Origin of the sequence: Aminobacter sp. J41, assembly GCF_000526635.1 — a bacterium.
Classification (GTDB): Bacteria; Pseudomonadota; Alphaproteobacteria; order Rhizobiales; family Rhizobiaceae; genus Aerobium.
Map to the genome: position 1 here is coordinate 1 of NZ_JAGL01000048.1, position 16,431 is coordinate 16,431.

Here is a 16,431-nt window from a genome sequence, read left to right on the forward strand (position 1 = left end):
CGCCGGTAGCGCCCGCTTTCGGGATCGAAGAGATCGAGGGTGTCTTTGGAGACGTCGCAGCCGATGAAGTTTGGGTGTAAGGTCATGGGGCCTGTTCCTGTGGTGCGAGGTCTGGGTAAGCAGCCTCGTGCAACTGTTCAGGTTCAAAGCAGCACTGCGGGAAGGGGCCAGGCCATGCCACGGTCTGCTTTCCCAAGCGGAGGCGACCAGGATNCCNNCGGCCTCCTTCCCGCAACCATTCTACACCTCAGCAAACACACAGGATGCCACGGTCAAGCCCTGGCATGACGAAGGCGGAAATGAGCGTGGAACCGCGTGGCATGACAAAGGAGGCAGGGGGTAGCGCGTGGTCTGTAATGAAGGCACATTAGCCGCCCCCCAGCTACAAACAGGCCATTTTCGCTTTGTGGCTCGCGAAATTGCTCGCCTGATGCTATCTGGCCCGCTTGATACGAAGGTTGGCACCACATGGCAGGCGTAGAACAGATTACCGTCGAGCAGGGCGAGGCGGGCATGCGACTCGATCGCTGGTTCAAGACACATTTTCCGGGGCTCGGCTTCGGGCACCTGCAGAAGCTGCTGCGCTCGGGACAGATCCGCGTCGATGGCGGCCGCGCCAAGACCGACACCCGGCTTGAGCCTGGGCAGGTCGTGCGCGTTCCCCCGCTCGGCGTCGACCGGAAGGGCGACGAGCCGCTTACGGCAAAGAGCATCCGCAGCCAGGACGACGGCTCCGTCCTCCGGAAGATGATGCTGTACGAAGACCCGTCCGTGTTCGTTTTCAACAAGCCATCCGGTCTTGCGGTGCAGGGCGGCTCGGGCGTCGTGCGCCATGTCGACGACATGCTGGAAGCATTCCGCAACAAGAAGGGCGAAAAGCCGCGCCTGGTGCATCGTCTCGACCGCGATACGTCTGGCGTGCTGGTCGTTGCCCGCTCGCGCCTTGCCGCGATGAAGCTTGCTGAGGCGTTTCGGGGCCGCGATGCCCAGAAGACCTACTGGGCTCTCGTTAAGGGCGTGCCGAAGAAGCGGGAAGGCCGCATCTCGACCTGGCTGGTCAAGGAACAGACTCCGGATGGTGACCGTGTCCGCATCGCCAAGCATGGCGAGGACGGGGCCGATCACGCAGTCTCCAACTACCGCATCGTCGACCAGGCCGGCCAGTCGCTGACCTGGCTGGAGATGGAGCCGCATACCGGCCGCACGCACCAGCTGCGCGTCCACGCCGCCCATATCGGTTGCCCGATAATCGGCGACCCAAAGTACTTCGAGGCGGACACCAACTGGGAATTTCCGGGCGGAATCCAGAATCGACTACATCTGCATGCGCGCCGGATCGTTATCCCGCATCCGGATGGCAAGGGCGTGATCGACATCACCGCGCCGCTGCCGCCGCACATGCGCCAGAGCTGGAACCTGCTCGGCTTTGATGAGGCAACTGCAGAGGAAGAATGATGAGCGGCCTGTTTGACGGTGACATTCCGGACCCGAAAGATCCGGATCCGATCAAGCGCGCGCAGGCGAGCCTGAAGCCGCAATACCCGAAGCGGTTCTACAAGGAAGCGGCGGTGGCCGTGGTGGGTGAAGGCTTTGCCGTCCAGCTCGACGGCCGTCCGGTGCGCACGCCGGGAAGGGCAGTGCTCGCGCTTCCCACCGAGGCGCTGGCAAAGCTGGTCGCTGACGAGTTCGCCGCGCAGGATGAGCACATCGTCCCGATCAGCATGCCGGTGCTGCGCCTTGCCAACTCGGCGATCGACGGCGTGCTGCCGGAAATGCGCGCGGTGCTGGAAGACGTGGTGAAGTACGCCTCGTCCGACCTGCTCTGCTACCGCGCCGAAGGCCCCGAACGGCTGGTCGAGCGCCAGAGCAAAACTTGGGATCCGGTTCTGGAATGGGCGAAGACCGCGCTCGGCGCGCGCTTCTACCTGGCCGAAGGCGTCATGCACGTAGAGCAGCCGGCGGAGACGCTGGACGCGATACGCAACTGGCTGCTGCAGCGTGAGGAGCCGTTCCGGCTTGCTGCAATCCACACCATGACGTCGATCACCGGCTCGGCGCTGCTGGCGCTGGCGGCTGAAGCCGGCGCGTTCTCGGCCGACGATGTGTGGGAAGCCGCGCATCTCGACGAGCGCTGGACCTCCGAGCACTGGGGCGAGGACGCCGAGGCTATGGAGCGCGAAAGAAACAGGCGGCGCGATTTCGACGCCGCCCTGAAGACCTGCCAGGCGCTTTCGGCCTGATTACTTTTCGAGGCGGGCGAGCAGGGCCGATGTGTCCCAGCGGCCGCCTCCCATCTCCTGCACTTCCTTGTAGAACTGGTCGATCAGCGCGGTGACCGGGAGCTTGGCGCCGTTGCGGTCGGCTTCCCCAAGGCAGATCGCGAGGTCCTTGCGCATCCAGTCGATCGCGAAGCCGAAGTCGTAGCGGCCCTCGTTCATCGTCTTGTGGCGGTTCTCCATCTGCCACGAGCCCGCTGCGCCTTTCGAGATCACCTCAACCACCTTCTCGATGTCGAGGCCCGCCTTCTTGCCGAAGTGGATGCCTTCGGCGAGGCCCTGCAGCAAGCCGCCAATGCAGATCTGGTTGACCATCTTGGTGAGTTGGCCGGAACCGACGGGGCCCATCAGGCCGACCATGCGTGCATACGCGTCGATCACGGGCCGGGCACGGTTGAAGACATCCTCATCGCCGCCGCACATGACGGTGAGCACGCCGTTTTCGGCGCCAGCCTGGCCGCCGGAAACCGGCGCGTCGATGAAGTCGAAGCCGCGCTCCTTCGCGGCCGCATAGAGCTCTCGCGCCACTTCGGCCGAGGCGGTGGTGTTGTCGATGAAGATCGCGCCCTTCTTCATGGTGCTGAAGGCACCATCCGGGCCGAGCGTCACTTCGCGCAGGTCATTGTCGTTGCCGACGCAGGCGAAGACGAAATCCTGGTCCCGTGCAGCCTCAGCGGGCGTTCTGGCGAAGTGGCCACCATTCTCGGCGACCCACTTTTCTGCCTTCGCCTTGGTGCGGTTGTAGACCGTCACCACATGGCCGCCCTTTTCCGCGAGGTGCCGCGCCATCGGATAACCCATGACGCCCAATCCAAGAAACGCAACCTTTGCCATCCGCTCCTCCTATCCGTGTCGTGCAAGTCCAGCCGCCCCTTCGATGAAGTCGGCGATCGCAGAAATGTCGTTCAGGTCGAAGACGGGGACCGTAGCGTCCCCGACCTCATGATCCGCCGCGATGGCGATGATGTTCATGGACGCGGGCAGCGGCGAGCGGAAGCGCGCTTCCAGCCGCCTGACCTCGATCTTCGGATGCGCGTCTTTCTTGAAGCCCTCGACCAGAACGATGTCGCAGGGCGAGAGTTTCACCAGCAGCTCCTCGAGCGCCGGCTCTCCCTCGTCACGCAGCTCGTGCATCAGCGCCCAGCGGCGGCCAGTCGCCAGCAGAACCTCGCTCGCACCTGCGGCGCGGTGGCGAAAACTGTCGGTGCCTTCGTGGTCGACATCGGCGTCGTGATGGGCGTGCTTGATGGTTGAGACCTTGCGGCCCCGGGCGGTGAGCTCCGCGACCAACCGCTCCGTCAGTGTCGTCTTGCCCGAGTTCTTCCAGCCCGAGATGCCGATGACCCGCTGTTCCACGACCTGCCTCAACCGTGCTCCTGCCTTCTGGATACACTCCTGACGTACAGGGAAGTCAGCACGGATGCAAAGGACGAAATCACCATCAGCCAGAGGAGCGGGTAGGGACCCGTTTCGCGCGAGATCAGCAGCCCCGCCATCACGGACAGAGCCGCGCCGCCGGCAATCTGCAACGCGCCGCCGAGGCCCGACGCGCTACCGGCAAGATGCGGGCGCACGCTGACGATGCCCGCATTGGTGCTGGGTAGCGCAAGGCCGTTGCCGACGCCGACGAGCCCTGCGGGCAGGAACAGCGACAGCGGGTGGTCGAATCCGGCGAAGAAGAGGATGAGTGAGACGATCATCGCAACGAGGGCGAGGGCATTGCCGCTCAGCATCATCACATCGACACCGAGCCGCATGGTGTAGCGGCCCGACAGGAAGTTGCCGATGATGTAGCCCATCGACATGATGCCGAAATAGAAGCCGTAGGCGGCGGGGCCGAGGCCGAGGATTTCTGTTGCGACGAACGGGCCGCCGCCGAGGAAGGCGAAGAAGGTGCCGGTCGTGAAGGCGGCCGTGGCGGAATAACCCCAGAAGCGGCGCGACGTCAGCAGCTCCGGATAGCTGCGGAACTGGGCCGCCATGCTGGAGGAACGCACCCGGTTCGTCTCGCCAAGGTCTATCCAGACCAGGACAATGCTGAGGATGCCAAAGGCAAGCATGGTAATGAAGGAAGCCTGCCAGCCATAGGCGACGTCGAGCATCCCGCCGATCACAGGCGTAATAGTTGGCACGAAGGCCATGCCCATGGTGATGTAAGCAATCTTGCTCGCCGCCTCGTTGGTGGCGACCGTGTCGCGAACCATGGCACGGGCCAGCACCATGCCTCCTGCCGCAAAAGCTTGCAGCACGCGGGCGAAGAGCAGCACTTCGATTGTCGGCGCAAACAGCGCGACGATGGTGCCGATGACGAAGGTGATCAGCGAAAACAGCATTACCGGCCGGCGGCCGAAGCGGTCGGAGGCCGGGCCGATGAACAGCTGGATGAAGGCCTGTGAAAACAGGTAGAGGGTTACCGTCAGCTGCATGACCGAGTAATCGGCGGCGAAATACCGCGCCATTCCCGGAAGCGACGGGAGGAACATGTTCATCGCCAGCGGGCCGATGGAGGCCGACAGCGTCAACGTCACGATGTGCGGAGGCGTGACCCGGTTTGGGAAGGACGGCATGGCATTCCGATTCGAAAAAGTTAATACGCTAAATATTCTCCGGCATGGCGGCCGGGGCAATCCCCGATGCGTTTCAGAGCCCGTCAGGTGCCATGCTTGGCCCGGTGCTCTGGGCCGCCATCTTCTTCTTGCCGACCTTGCGCTCGCGGTAGAGCGTGTAGATGCCCGAGGCGATGATGATCGCGGCGCCCGTTAGAGTAACTGCATCCGGAATATCGCCGAAGACGATGAAACCGAGTGCGATCGCCCAGAGCAGCGCCGTATAGCGGAAGGGTGCAACGAAGGAGACGTTGCCCTCGCGCATCGACATGATAAGGAACTGGTAGCCGAACAGCAGCACGACCGCTGCCGACATGATGATCGAGAAGTGGAAGCCGCTCATCGGCCGCCAGCCACCGAGCGGGACGATAATGACTGCGCCTGCGATGGTGACGATCGCTGCGGTGAGCGTCGAAACCAGCATGGATGGCACCTCGCGCGGAATGCGGCTGGTGGCAAGGTCGCGCACGGCGCAGAACGAGACGGAGATAAGCGTCAGAACGGAGTAGGCGTTAAAGCCCTCCATGCCGGGGCGCACGACGATCATCACGCCGGTAAAGCCGGCGGCGATTGCCAGCCAGCGGCGCCAGCCGACCATTTCGCCCAGGAACAGTGCCGCGCCCATGGTCACGGCCAGCGGCAGAGCCTGCATGATCGCGTGGACGTTGGCGAGCGGCATGTGCGACAGCGCCGCCATAAAGGTCATGGTCGCGCCGACTTCGCCGATGCCGCGCCACAGCACGCTCATGTGCAGCAGTTGCTTCCAGTTTCGGAAGAAGCCCTGGTGCCAGGTAAGCAGGCCGATGAGCAGCGTTGCCGCGCAGCCGCGCACGAAGAGCAGCTGGCCGACATTCATGGGACCGATAACATATTTCGAAATGGCGTCGCTGATCGTAAAGCCAGCCATAGCGACAATCATGAAGATCGCGCTGCGCGTATTGGGGGAGAGTGGCAAGGCAGGCTCCGAAAACGCCGAGACGCGGAAGGAGTAGGGCGTCTCCTGGCATTCTGCAACGGACAGATAGGCCCAACGAATGGGCCATCCGCGTTCAGCCGCCGGTAACGCTCATGTGGCGGGAGACGGAAGGCTTCCGGGTACGCCGGTCGATGACGAAGTCATGCCCCTTCGGCTTGCGGCCGATCGCTTCATCGATGGCGCGCGAAACGGCCTCGTCGCCCTCGGACGCCCGGAGCGCGGCCCTCAGGTCGGCTGCGTCTTCCTGGCCGAGGCACATGTAGAGGGTGCCGGTGCAGGTGAGACGAACGCGGTTGCAGCTTTCGCAGAAATTGTGCGTCATTGGGGTGATGAAGCCGACACGCCCCCCCGTTTCCTTGACCTCGACGTAGCGGGCAGGGCCGCCAGTCTTGTAGGGAATGTCGGTGAGCGTGAACTGACGCTCAAGGTCGGCTCGCAGCTTTGACAGTGGCAGGTACTGATCCGTGCGGTCGGCGTCGATCTCGCCCATCGGCATGGTCTCGATCACGGTCAGGTCCATGCCGCGGCCATGCGCCCAGCGCAGCATGTCCGGGATCTCCTGATCGTTGAAGCCCTTGAGCGCGACCGCGTTGATCTTGATCTTGAGGCCGGCAGCCTGTGCTGCGTCGATGCCGCTCATCACCTTCGAGAAGTCGCCCCAGCGGGTGATCTCCCGGAACTTCTGCGGGTCGAGCGTGTCGAGCGAGACGTTGATGCGTCGAACGCCGCAGTCGGCAAGTTCGGTGGCGAAGCGCGCAAGTTGCGAGCCGTTTGTCGTCAGCGTCAGTTCCTCCAGCTCACCCGTTTTGAGGTGGCGGGAAAGGTCGCGGACAAGATGCATCACATTGCGACGCACCAGCGGTTCACCGCCAGTGAGGCGCAGCTTACGCACACCCTTGGAAATGAAGACGGAACACAGACGCTCAAGCTCCTCGAGCGTCAGCAAGTCTTTCTTCGGCAGGAAGGTCATGTCTTCCGCCATGCAGTAGGTGCAGCGGAAATCACAGCGGTCCGTCACAGAGACACGCAAATAGGTGATCGACCGCCCGAACGGATCGATCATGTTGCCGCTGCCAAACGTCATTGGATCACGCATTCTCCGCCCGCCGATGTGCGCTTGTCACCTTGCGGCACCGCCTCCTGTTTCAATCAATGTCGGACAATCCGCCAGCTAATTCAAGGGTGACACGCAGCATCAATCTGGCAAGGCGGCGAGCCGCAGGCTAAGTTCACACTAGTATGCATTGTATTGAGGTTATTTGATGAGTGCCCCGAGCGAGCTGCGCGTGTCGAAGGACAGGCGCCTGCTGACTGTCACCTTTCCCGGCCATCAGCCTTTCGAGTTTACTGCGGAGCTGCTGCGCGTTCTGTCGCCATCCGCAGAAGTACAGGGGCATTCGCCTGACCAGCGGGTGACGGTCCCCGGTAAGAAGGATGTCACGATCACGAAGATCGAGCCGGTGGGCAACTACGCAGTGCGCATCACCTTCAGCGATTTCCACGACAGCGGCATTTACACCTGGGGCTACTTTCACGAACTCGGGCACGAAAAGGAAGCCCGCTGGCAGGCGTATCTCGACGAGCTTGCGGACAAGGGGCTTTCGCGCGAGCCGCGATAGGCGAGGGGCCGTCAGGCAACAAAAAAAGGCGCGTCGGTGACGCGCCTTTGCTGTATCTGGCCGGTGCTTGCTTTAGCGGCCGGCACTCGGCAATTGCGGTGCGCCACCGGCAACGCCGGTGATGAGCTGGCCGATGAAGCTCTGGTCCTTGCCGCCCGTCGGCGTCGTGCGCGAGATGAAGTCGAACACCTTGCCGTCCTGCATGCCGTAGTGCGCGACCTTTTCGACGCGGCCTTCCTTATTCAGGTAGATCGCCAGCACCTGCTGGTCGACGACCTTGGGATTCATGAACGCGATCGGGCGCTTGCGGGTCTGCGAGATGTAATAAAGAACTTCATTATCGAAGGTCGCCGTGGTGGAAGGCGAGCCAAGTGCAAGCAGAACCTGTTCGCGGCTCGAGCCAACCGGAACCATGTCGATCATCGCCTGGTCGATGACGTAGCCGTGGGTCAGCGTCTCGCTGGGCGTCAACTGGAGGCTGTTGGTTGCATTGCAGCCCGCAAGGAGAACGGCGAGGCCGGCAACCGCAAATACGCCACCCGCTTTGATGTTACGCGATCGCACCAATAACTCCATCAGTTCGTGTTCCGTGAACGGCTTGCACCGGACGGCAAAAGCGGTAAACCAGCTTTCAAAGCGATGCAACCGCGCTGCGCACCGAAACCTTCCGGAAGCCATTTGCCATGTTCAAGTTTCTGCGGGCTTTCCGCCGCAACTCCAATCGCGAGGTCACGGACTCGCTCTATGAGGCAATCGTGGCATCCGCGCGGCAGCCGCGTTTCTACGCCGAGTGGGATGTGCCGGACACGCCGATCGGCCGCTACGAGATGATCTCGATCCACATGTTCCTGTTCCTCGAGCGCACGCGCGGCGGCTCCGCCCCGCTTCTCCATCTGGCGCAGGACATCACCGACGAGTTCTTCAAGGACGTGGATCATTCGTTGCGCGAACTCGGCATCGGCGACACGGGTGTGCCGAAGCGCATGAAGAAGCTCGCGAAGATGTTCTATGGCCGCGCGGACTCCTATGGCCGCGCGCTGGCGGCGAAGGACCGTGACGCGCTGATGGCCGCGCTGTCGCGCAACATCATGCCGCAAAGAAATTCGCCATGGCCTCAAGTTGGCCATCTGGCTTCCTATATAGAGCGCGCATCCGAGTCGCTCGCCTCCCAGCCGGAGGCCGAGCTGCTTGCAGGGCGCATCCAGTTCCCCGTTGCGGAGTAATTGCGGGATGTTTGAAGATAAGGTCAGCCCCATCAGCCACAAGGTGCAGGTTTCCCGCCTGCCGAAGAACGGGCTGGAAGTGACCATCGAGGCAGATGAGGAGCAGCGCGAGCAGCTCGCCGAGGAGCATGCGCTGCGCTCGGTCGATGCGCTAAAGGCGACGCTCAATGTGACCGCCTGGAAGAAAGGCGGCGTCAAGGTCGCCGGCCGGGTCGTCGCCAACATCGTCCAGGACTGCGTTGTCACGCTCGAGCCGGTCGAACAGGTCGTCGACGAGGAGGTGAGCGGGCTCTACGTGCCGGAAGGCTCGAAGCTCGCCATTCCCGTTCGCTCGATCGAGGGTGAGATCCTGCTCGACGCCGAGGGCGAGGACAGTCCTGAAACGTTCAGCGGCGACTTCGTTGATGTCGGCCATCTCGCCGAGGAGTTCTTCGCGATGGGTATCGATCCCTATCCGCGCAAGCCGGGGGCTGAGGTGAAGTCCGTCGAAGACGACGAGGACGCACCTCGCGGTCCCCTTTACGAGAAGCTGAAAGCACTCCAGAAGAAGTCCTGATTTAAGCGGATCGCTGCTAAATCCGGTTGTGCGGCGATCCAAAACCGCTATTTTCGCCCGAACTTGCCCAGTCTCCCCGTCGCCCGGGGACCAGATACGAGACGAACCAGCACTTGATACGCATCGCGATTGACGCCATGGGCGGAGACCACGGGCCGGAGGTTGTCATTCCCGGCCTCGACAAGGTGGCCGAGCGCCGCCCGGATGTCCGCTTCCTGATCTTCGGCCGCCAGGAGGCGGTGAAGCCCTTGCTCGCGCGCTATCCGCGCGTCGAGAAGGCCAGCGAATTTTTCCATTGCGAGATCGCTGTCCGCATGGACGACAAGCCGAGCCAGGCGCTGCGCCAGGGCCGATACAAGTCGTCGATGTGGAAGGCGATCGAGGCGGTGAAGAACGGGGATGCCGACGTCTGCGTCTCGGCCGGTAACACCGGTGCGCTGATGGCGATGTCGAAATTCTGCCTGCGCACGATGGTCTCGATCGAGCGACCGGCGATCGCGGCTATCTGGCCGACCGTGCACGGTGAAAGCGTCGTACTCGACGTCGGTGCCACCATCGGCGCCGATGCCGACCAGCTGATCGACTTTGCGATTCTGGGCGCGGCGATGGCGCGGTCGATCTTCGGCATCGAGCGACCGTCGGTGGGCCTCCTCAATGTCGGCGTCGAGGAGATCAAGGGCCAGGAAGAGGTCAAGGAAGCGGGGCGCTTGCTGCGCGAGGCCAACCCGAAGTCGATGGACTACCACGGCTTCGTCGAGGGCGATGACATCGGCAAGGGCTCGGTTGACGTGGTCGTGACCGAAGGTTTCGCGGGCAACATTGCCCTCAAAACGGCAGAAGGCACCGCCAAGCAGATCGCACAGTATCTGCGTGCGGCGATGTCGCGCACCTTGATGTCCAAGATCGGCGCCATATTTGCGCGGGATGCCTTCCGGCGCGTCAAGGAAAAGATGGACGTACGCCGCGCCAATGGCGGCGTGTTCCTCGGACTGAACGGCATCGTGGTCAAGAGCCATGGCGGGGCAGACGACGAAGGTTTCGCCGCTGCCGTGGAGCTCGCTTACGACATGGGACGAAGCAAGCTGGTCGATGCCATCCGGCGCGACCTCGAGGCGTTCCATGGCAGTGCCGGCAAGCGTGATGTGGCAGGCGACGACGCCGTCAGTGAGGATTTGTAGGACATGCTAAGATCAGTCGTGCGCGGGGTAGGTACCGCACTGCCGCGCCGCATCATGAAGAATGCCGAGTTCGAGACGATGGTCGAGACGTCGGATGAGTGGATCGTCCAGCGCACCGGCATTAAGCAGCGCCATATTGCGGCAGAGGACGAGACGACGGCCTCGCTCGGTGAGGCGGCTGCACGCGCGGCACTCGCGAATGCTGGCCTGACGCCCGACGACATCGACCTGATCGTGCTCGCGACCTCGACGCCGAACAACACCTTTCCGGCAACGGCGGTCGATATCCAGAACCGGCTTGGCATGCACCACGGCTTTGCCTTCGACATGCAGGCGGTTTGCTCGGGCTTCGTCTATGCGGTGACCACGGCTGACGCCCTTATGCGCGCCGGCAACCATCGTCGCGCGCTGGTCATCGGTGCCGAAACCTTCTCGCGCATCCTCGACTGGCAGGACCGGACCACCTGTGTGCTGTTCGGCGACGGCGCTGGCGCGATCGTGCTGGAGCTGCAGGAAGGCGAGGGCGGCATCGGCGACCGCGGTGTCCTGGCGTCCAGCCTGCGCGCGGACGGCAGCCACAAGGAAAAGCTCTACGTCGACGGCGGCCCATCGACCACCGGCACGGTGGGGCATCTGCGGATGGAAGGCCGTGAGGTCTTCAAACACGCGGTTGGCATGATCACAGACGTGATCGAAGACGTCTTCGCCAAGGGCGGCATCACCGCCGATGATCTCGACTGGTTCGTCCCGCACCAGGCCAACCGCCGCATCATCGACGCCTCTGCCAAGAAGCTTGGCATTGCCCCGGAGAAGGTCGTCATCACCGTCGATCAGCACGGCAACACGTCCGCGGCCTCGGTGCCGCTCGCGCTCGGCACGGCCGTTGCCGACGGACGGATCAAGCAGGGCGACCTCGTCCTGCTCGAGGCGATGGGCGGTGGCTTCACCTGGGGTGCGGTCCTGCTACGCTGGTAAATCGCGCAGCAGCCACCTGAATCGTTGCAACTTGTAGGCGCGGGGTGCTTGACCTCGGCTGGTCTATTCCTTAACGTCCCGGAATATTGAGCCTTTTTCAACACTTCGAGATGGTTGGACGACCCGATGGGGGGAACTACAGTAACACGCGCTGACCTCGCCGAGGCCGTGTACCGTAAGGTCGGCCTGTCGCGCACGGAATCTGCCCAGCTTGTCGAGATGGTGCTCGACGAAATTTGCGAGGCGATCGTGCGTGGAGAGACGGTCAAGCTGTCGTCCTTCGCCACCTTCCAGGTGCGCGACAAGAACGAGCGGGTGGGCCGCAATCCGAAAACCGGTGAGGAAGTTCCGATCCTGCCGCGCAGGGTGATGACCTTCAAGGCATCGAATGTGCTGAAACAGCGCATACTCCAGGCGCATCAGGAAGCAGCTAAGAAGGGGCGCAAGTAGCGCCCTTTTTGCTTTCGGGCGGGCACATTGCTTGAATGACCGCAGCCAAGTAGCTGTGATATCGTACGATTCGTACAATCGGAGCGCTTGATGCCATGGACAAGAGCCCGGACGCTTTCCGCACGATCAGCGAAGTAGCCGAACAACTCGACCTGCCGCAGCATGTGCTGCGTTTCTGGGAAACGCGTTTCACGCAGATCAAGCCGATGAAGCGCGGGGGCGGCCGACGCTATTACCGGCCGCAGGATGTCGAACTCATCAAGGGCATCCGCCACATGCTCTACGAGCAGGGCTACACCATCAAGGGCGTGCAGAAGCTGCTGCGCGAGAACGGCGTGCAGTTCCTTGTCGCGGTCGGCAATGGCGATGTGGCAGCCATTGATGTCATCACCAAGCGGCGCCAGGCGGAGGCAGCTGCCGAGGAAGAGCATGCACAGGAGCATGCCCGCCTCGACAGCGAGATGCTGGTCGGCCAGCCACGCGTGAAGCCCGGCCGGCGTTTTTTCGGCCTTGTGAAGGGCGACGAGGATGGTCCGGTCGGTGCCGACGACAGCCGGCTGTCGCGCGACAATCGCGCGCTGCTTCAGGAAGCGCTGTTCGATTTGCTGGAGTGCAAGCGCCTGCTCGATCAGGTGAGATAGGCGGGCTGGCTGTTGCCGCTGGCTGCCTGCGACTGCAGCTCGCCGAGCATGGCGTAAATCAGCGGCGGCGGCGGCGGTGCGTAGTCCGACGGTATGTGCCCGTACTCGATCACCCAGTCGCTATACCAGGAAATGTTGTCGGCCAGGTCGGAAATGACCTGCGCGATGTCGTCGATCTCGACGGCGGTATAGCCACTCGGCAGGCTTGCGGCGTGAGCTGCCTCCAGGGCGCTGCTCAAGATCGGATCCCAGTCCTCAAGCTGCGCGGTCCGTGCCGAGGGAAGCTGGATAACGCTTTCATCCCCGGTCTTGAGAACAAGCCGCGGTGCGTTATCGACGCGCTGGATCTGGTACTGGCTGAGCTGCAGCCGCAGGCGGCTGTGTTCGCAAACCATGCGAGAAAGCTGGGTCCATAGGTCCCGCGCCATGTCGTCGTGGATCCGCAGCTTGAGCATGTCCGACACGGCACGGAGCTTCTGCGGGAAGGGAGTGATGTTCTCCCACACGATGTCCGCCGCGCCCGGGTCGCGGGCGTCCATGCATCGTGACAGGACGTCAAGCAGCGAGCGTTCAAGCCGACGCCAGTGATGCAGCGTGCGCGCGACGCCCGTCAGGATGTCTTCAACCTGCGCATTCTTCTCGATCTGGCTCATGCTTCTCGTCCCGCGTCGCAGTAACCCTGTCCAAAAGTTATAGTAAAGTTGGTGTTGGTGCCAATATGGATAATTAATTCTTAGAAAAAGTGATTAACTTAGCGGCAGCTATATCGATTAGAATTCGAGCAGAACTGTACAGGTCGTTTTGGATGCAGTTTGGAAGGGTATTTTGTTTTTGTCGCTAACCGCAGCAAGATGTTGCCGAACGGCCCGAGGGCGGGGCTCTCGTGGGCCGCGCAGAGGGGCGGCGGCGCATTCGCCGATGACTGGACGCGCCATCTTGTTCTCTTTTGTAACAATTCCCGGGACCTGCAGCCTTTTTCCGTTGGCTCGTCGAAAAATGCCCTTGCCTAGCGGGGCCGCAATCTGTAGGGGTTCCGACGGTTCGGAGCGTAGCGCAGCCCGGTAGCGCACTTGACTGGGGGTCAAGGGGTCGTGGGTTCGAATCCCGCCGCTCCGACCATTTTCTCCTTGATATCCTTGGGGTTTATTCCTTGCCGGTTGTTATCGGCTTGGTGGAAAACGGAACGAAAGGCGCTCAAAGCGACTGTTCCGCAACATAAACTCCCGGAAAAGTCCCGAAGCAGTAGCGCGAATGTTCTGCATCCGTGCTGCTCTGCGAATCGGAATCACCCAAAAATTCGGCTTGATAGGAGGGATCAGTGAGAATCCTCTCGATCGTGCCGTGTCCAACTTACGCCAACACCGAGCGCTTTCCCTGCGTAGCGCGCTTCGATGTCGAGGTTGAGGGACGGCTTCGCCTTTACAATCTTCGTCTGCTACGCGCTCCAGACGGTACCCACCTTACGTATGCGCCAAGTGTCGCGGGTAAGCGATGCGCAACCTTCACACCGGATTTCGCAAAAGAACTGACCGCCGCTGCAATGGCGGCATTGGGAGGCCGTACAGCCAATGACAAGCTTTCCGCAGCCTAAGCCCATTTCCTCTCGAGACCGGGAAGCCATCATATTCGGCCTTTGCGACCGGTTGTGGGATCACGGCCATTGCATAACAAATGTCGTCCTCGGGCCAGCAAAGGAGGACGGTTCACCGGACTGGCAACGCGCCGCACCGGAGTTTTTCGAAAGCCTTCCCGCTGACGAATGGCCCGATGACGATCAGACCGCACGACGTGTTGCGGTGTCGGTCGACGGAATCGACGGCTGCGCCCGCGATACGTCATACTTGTTGTGGGTGGACGACGACGGCCAGGTCCAGCACGGGCGGATTGCGGGCTCGGCGGACGACGAGGCAATCGCCGAAGCTATCATCGCGCGCGATATAGGCGCCGAGCCGCAAAAGCGTGACCCTGGTATGGTGGCGCAGGCAGCGCAGAAGCTTCGTGAGGATATATTTCCGCTGAAACCAGCGAATGATAATGCGCCCCGCGGAGAAGAGCGGCTGCGGCGTCTGCAGAGAGAGTTTGGCGGCATTCTTCATGCTGACCGCTTGAGCGCGGTGGTGATTGGCAGAGACGCCGGCGAAATATTCATCAACGCGGCCGATGAGGCCGTTTTTCGAACGGTAAATGGGTTGGAGGTCGTCCTTCCTGAGGACAAGCCCATAACGGCTCGTCCTTTTGTTCTTCGTGATCCCGCCACCATCCCACCGCGTGAATGGCTGTATGGTCGTCACTACATCAGGCGTTACCTGACATCGACTGTAGGCGCTGGCGGTGGCGGTAAGTCTGCACATGCCATCCCCGAGGTCCTGTCTATGGTTACAGGACGACCGCTTCTCGACCCTGATGGCTCGCGCACGTCGCCTCTACGCGTCTGGTATGTGAATGCAGAGGATCCGCAGGATGAGATCGACCGACGCTTCCACGCGGCGGCAAAGCATTTCGCCGTTACCGCCGACGAGATTGCCGACAGGCTCTTCACCGATTCGGGCCGTGATCAAGAGTTTGTCGTGATGCGCCAGGAGGGTCGAGGCTTTAAAGTTTGTCAGCCTGTAATTGACGACATGGTGAGTGAAATTCAGCGCCGTCGGATCGATGTTGTGGTGATTGATCCGCTCGTTTCGACGCACGAAGTCCCCGAAAACGACAACAGTGCTATGCAGCGGGTCGCAAAGGCTTGGACCGAAGTTGCTGATCGGGCGAATTGCTGCGTCGAGGTCATCCATCACGTAGTCAAAGGACAAAACGAGGCGACTGCGGATAGCGCCCGTGGCGGCGGCGCGTTGAAGGATAAGGTGCGGAGTATGCGCGTTCTTAACGCGATGTCGCAGGCTGAGGCGGAGAAGGTCGGGCTGGAATCGCCAGCGGGTTACTTCAGGATCGACTTTGGAAAGGTGAACCTTGTAGCCGTTGGAAAGAGCCTGTGGCGTCGTATCGTTTCCGTCCCCTTGGGTAATGGCAAAGGGCTTGGTCAGGCCGGAGACGAAGTTGGCGTAGTGGAGCCTTGGCGCTGGCCTTCTCAGGAAGACCTTGCCGAGCAAGCCGCAGAGCAGCGACGAAACGTGGTGGCACATGTCTCTCCGGAAACACTCGCCGGCATCAAGGTGCGACTGGCGGCCAGTAGCTACAAGGCCGATCCCAAAGGGAAACCGTGGGCGGGCGAGGTACTACTTGAGGCCGGGCTGGCAACTAGCCGGGACGAGGCAAAGGCGATGCTGGGCGCCTGGGTCGATATCGGCGAGCTTGAGGTCGCCGAGGAAATTGATCCTGTAAGCAGGCATCCACGAAAATTCCTGAGACCAGTTGCGACGATGTAGAACGCGTCGTCGCAATCGTCGCAAAAACAGCTGCGATGACGACCCAATCCCTTGGGGATGGGTCGTCGTTGCGGTGTGGTTGAAAGAAAATCGCATCGTCGCAGATGGCGTTATCGCACAGGCCGTGTTGAGTAAAAGAAACGATAGAGTGTTAGACACTACTTGACGCAAAGTCATTGTTATGGCAGCCAGACAATACCTGTCTAATCAGGCTGCTCGCCCCGCGATGTTGGTAGCGTCGGGGGCATAAGTCGGCGCCAGCCGGCAAAACAGCCATGACGGCCAGTGGGCCCGAGTGGCCCTGCGCCCACGCGCAGGCAAGGTTTAACCTTCAACCCGACCACCGACGGTCGGCCTACCATTCTCCCATTTTGAACTGACACTCGGAGTCCGTCCCTCGACTCCGTAATCGCACGCAGGGATTCCGCCCGCGGCACCGCGCGCCACGACGCGCTGAAACCAGAACGAAGGAGCAACGTATATGGAGCAGATTTTTGGGAACGAAGGAGCATCTTGCGGCCGAGACTAACGGCGAGCATCAACCCTGCCTCAAAGAC

At 61.9% G+C, this 16,431-nt stretch carries 17 protein-coding genes and 1 tRNA gene; 11 read left to right on the forward strand and 7 right to left on the reverse strand.

Annotated elements, in window-relative coordinates; translation table 11 throughout:
• Positions 1 to 468: 468 nt before the first annotated feature.
• Together L630_RS0118925 and L630_RS0118930 are read left to right on the forward strand one after the other, a co-directional pair.
• Positions 469 to 1,455: an RluA family pseudouridine synthase gene (locus L630_RS0118925; RefSeq protein ID WP_024849769.1), complete on the forward strand. Its 987-nt coding sequence runs from the start codon at positions 469 to 471 to the stop codon at positions 1,453 to 1,455.
• Positions 1,455 to 2,240, forward strand: a complete 786-nt coding sequence (locus tag L630_RS0118930; protein WP_024849770.1) for an ATP12 family protein — start codon at positions 1,455 to 1,457, stop codon at positions 2,238 to 2,240. The genes L630_RS0118925 and L630_RS0118930 overlap by 1 nt, the downstream gene beginning before the upstream one ends.
• Here the strand turns inward: L630_RS0118930 and L630_RS0118935 are convergent, their stop codons facing one another.
• The 5 genes from L630_RS0118935 to moaA form a co-directional block, all read right to left on the reverse strand.
• Complete coding sequence (locus tag L630_RS0118935; RefSeq protein ID WP_024849771.1) at positions 2,241 to 3,110, reverse strand: NAD(P)-dependent oxidoreductase; 870 nt, start codon at positions 3,108 to 3,110, stop codon at positions 2,241 to 2,243. It lies immediately after the preceding gene.
• Positions 3,111 to 3,119: 9 nt separating this feature from the next.
• Positions 3,120 to 3,632, reverse strand: a complete 513-nt coding sequence (gene mobB / locus L630_RS0118940; protein ID WP_024849772.1) for a molybdopterin-guanine dinucleotide biosynthesis protein B — start codon at positions 3,630 to 3,632, stop codon at positions 3,120 to 3,122.
• Between the two features lie 8 nt (positions 3,633 to 3,640).
• Positions 3,641 to 4,843, reverse strand: coding sequence for a multidrug effflux MFS transporter (locus L630_RS0118945; protein WP_024849773.1), 1,203 nt, complete (start codon positions 4,841 to 4,843; stop codon positions 3,641 to 3,643).
• Positions 4,844 to 4,916: 73 nt separating this feature from the next.
• Complete coding sequence (locus L630_RS0118950) at positions 4,917 to 5,837, reverse strand: DMT family transporter (protein ID WP_024849774.1); 921 nt, start codon at positions 5,835 to 5,837, stop codon at positions 4,917 to 4,919.
• A gap of 94 nt (positions 5,838 to 5,931) precedes the next feature.
• Positions 5,932 to 6,942: a GTP 3',8-cyclase MoaA gene (moaA, locus tag L630_RS0118955; RefSeq protein ID WP_024849775.1), complete on the reverse strand. Its 1,011-nt coding sequence runs from the start codon at positions 6,940 to 6,942 to the stop codon at positions 5,932 to 5,934.
• Between the two features lie 178 nt (positions 6,943 to 7,120).
• Between moaA and L630_RS0118960 the strand changes: the two genes are divergently transcribed.
• Complete coding sequence (locus L630_RS0118960; RefSeq protein WP_024849776.1) at positions 7,121 to 7,477, forward strand: DUF971 domain-containing protein; 357 nt, start codon at positions 7,121 to 7,123, stop codon at positions 7,475 to 7,477.
• A gap of 72 nt (positions 7,478 to 7,549) precedes the next feature.
• Here the strand turns inward: L630_RS0118960 and L630_RS0118965 are convergent, their stop codons facing one another.
• The gene (locus L630_RS0118965) at positions 7,550 to 8,053 is read right to left on the reverse strand and encodes an outer membrane protein assembly factor BamE (RefSeq protein WP_024849777.1); all 504 of its coding nucleotides are present in this window, start codon (positions 8,051 to 8,053) and stop codon (positions 7,550 to 7,552) included.
• Positions 8,054 to 8,160: 107 nt separating this feature from the next.
• On the opposite strand from L630_RS0118965, the gene L630_RS0118970 reads away from it, so the two are divergent.
• From L630_RS0118970 to L630_RS0118995, 6 genes are all read left to right on the forward strand, one after another.
• On the forward strand, positions 8,161 to 8,700 hold the full coding sequence (locus L630_RS0118970) for a ubiquinol-cytochrome C chaperone family protein (RefSeq protein WP_024849778.1): 540 nt from the start codon (positions 8,161 to 8,163) through the stop codon (positions 8,698 to 8,700).
• 7 nt (positions 8,701 to 8,707) lie between these two features.
• Positions 8,708 to 9,256: a DUF177 domain-containing protein gene (locus L630_RS0118975; RefSeq protein ID WP_024849779.1), complete on the forward strand. Its 549-nt coding sequence runs from the start codon at positions 8,708 to 8,710 to the stop codon at positions 9,254 to 9,256.
• A 113-nt stretch (positions 9,257 to 9,369) separates the two neighbouring features.
• Positions 9,370 to 10,434, forward strand: coding sequence for a phosphate acyltransferase PlsX (plsX, locus tag L630_RS0118980; protein WP_024849780.1), 1,065 nt, complete (start codon positions 9,370 to 9,372; stop codon positions 10,432 to 10,434).
• Positions 10,435 to 10,437: 3 nt separating this feature from the next.
• Entirely contained in the window at positions 10,438 to 11,409 is a 972-nt protein-coding gene (locus tag L630_RS0118985) for a beta-ketoacyl-ACP synthase III (protein ID WP_024849781.1), read from the forward strand.
• A 126-nt stretch (positions 11,410 to 11,535) separates the two neighbouring features.
• Positions 11,536 to 11,859 (forward strand): integration host factor subunit alpha, encoded by a 324-nt coding sequence (locus L630_RS0118990; RefSeq protein ID WP_024849782.1) that lies wholly within the window; start codon positions 11,536 to 11,538, stop codon positions 11,857 to 11,859.
• A gap of 95 nt (positions 11,860 to 11,954) precedes the next feature.
• Positions 11,955 to 12,500 (forward strand): MerR family transcriptional regulator, encoded by a 546-nt coding sequence (locus L630_RS0118995; RefSeq protein WP_024849783.1) that lies wholly within the window; start codon positions 11,955 to 11,957, stop codon positions 12,498 to 12,500.
• On the opposite strand, the gene L630_RS0119000 is transcribed toward L630_RS0118995, so the two are convergent.
• The gene (locus L630_RS0119000) at positions 12,488 to 13,153 is read right to left on the reverse strand and encodes a hypothetical protein (RefSeq protein ID WP_024849784.1); all 666 of its coding nucleotides are present in this window, start codon (positions 13,151 to 13,153) and stop codon (positions 12,488 to 12,490) included. The two genes, L630_RS0118995 and L630_RS0119000, sit on opposite strands and share 13 nt — an antisense overlap.
• 389 nt (positions 13,154 to 13,542) lie before the next feature.
• On the opposite strand from L630_RS0119000, the gene L630_RS0119005 reads away from it, so the two are divergent.
• A tRNA-Pro gene (locus tag L630_RS0119005) sits at positions 13,543 to 13,619 on the forward strand.
• Between the two features lie 449 nt (positions 13,620 to 14,068).
• Entirely contained in the window at positions 14,069 to 15,874 is a 1,806-nt protein-coding gene (locus tag L630_RS22290) for an AAA family ATPase (protein ID WP_024849785.1), read from the forward strand.
• Positions 15,875 to 16,431 lie beyond the last annotated feature (557 nt).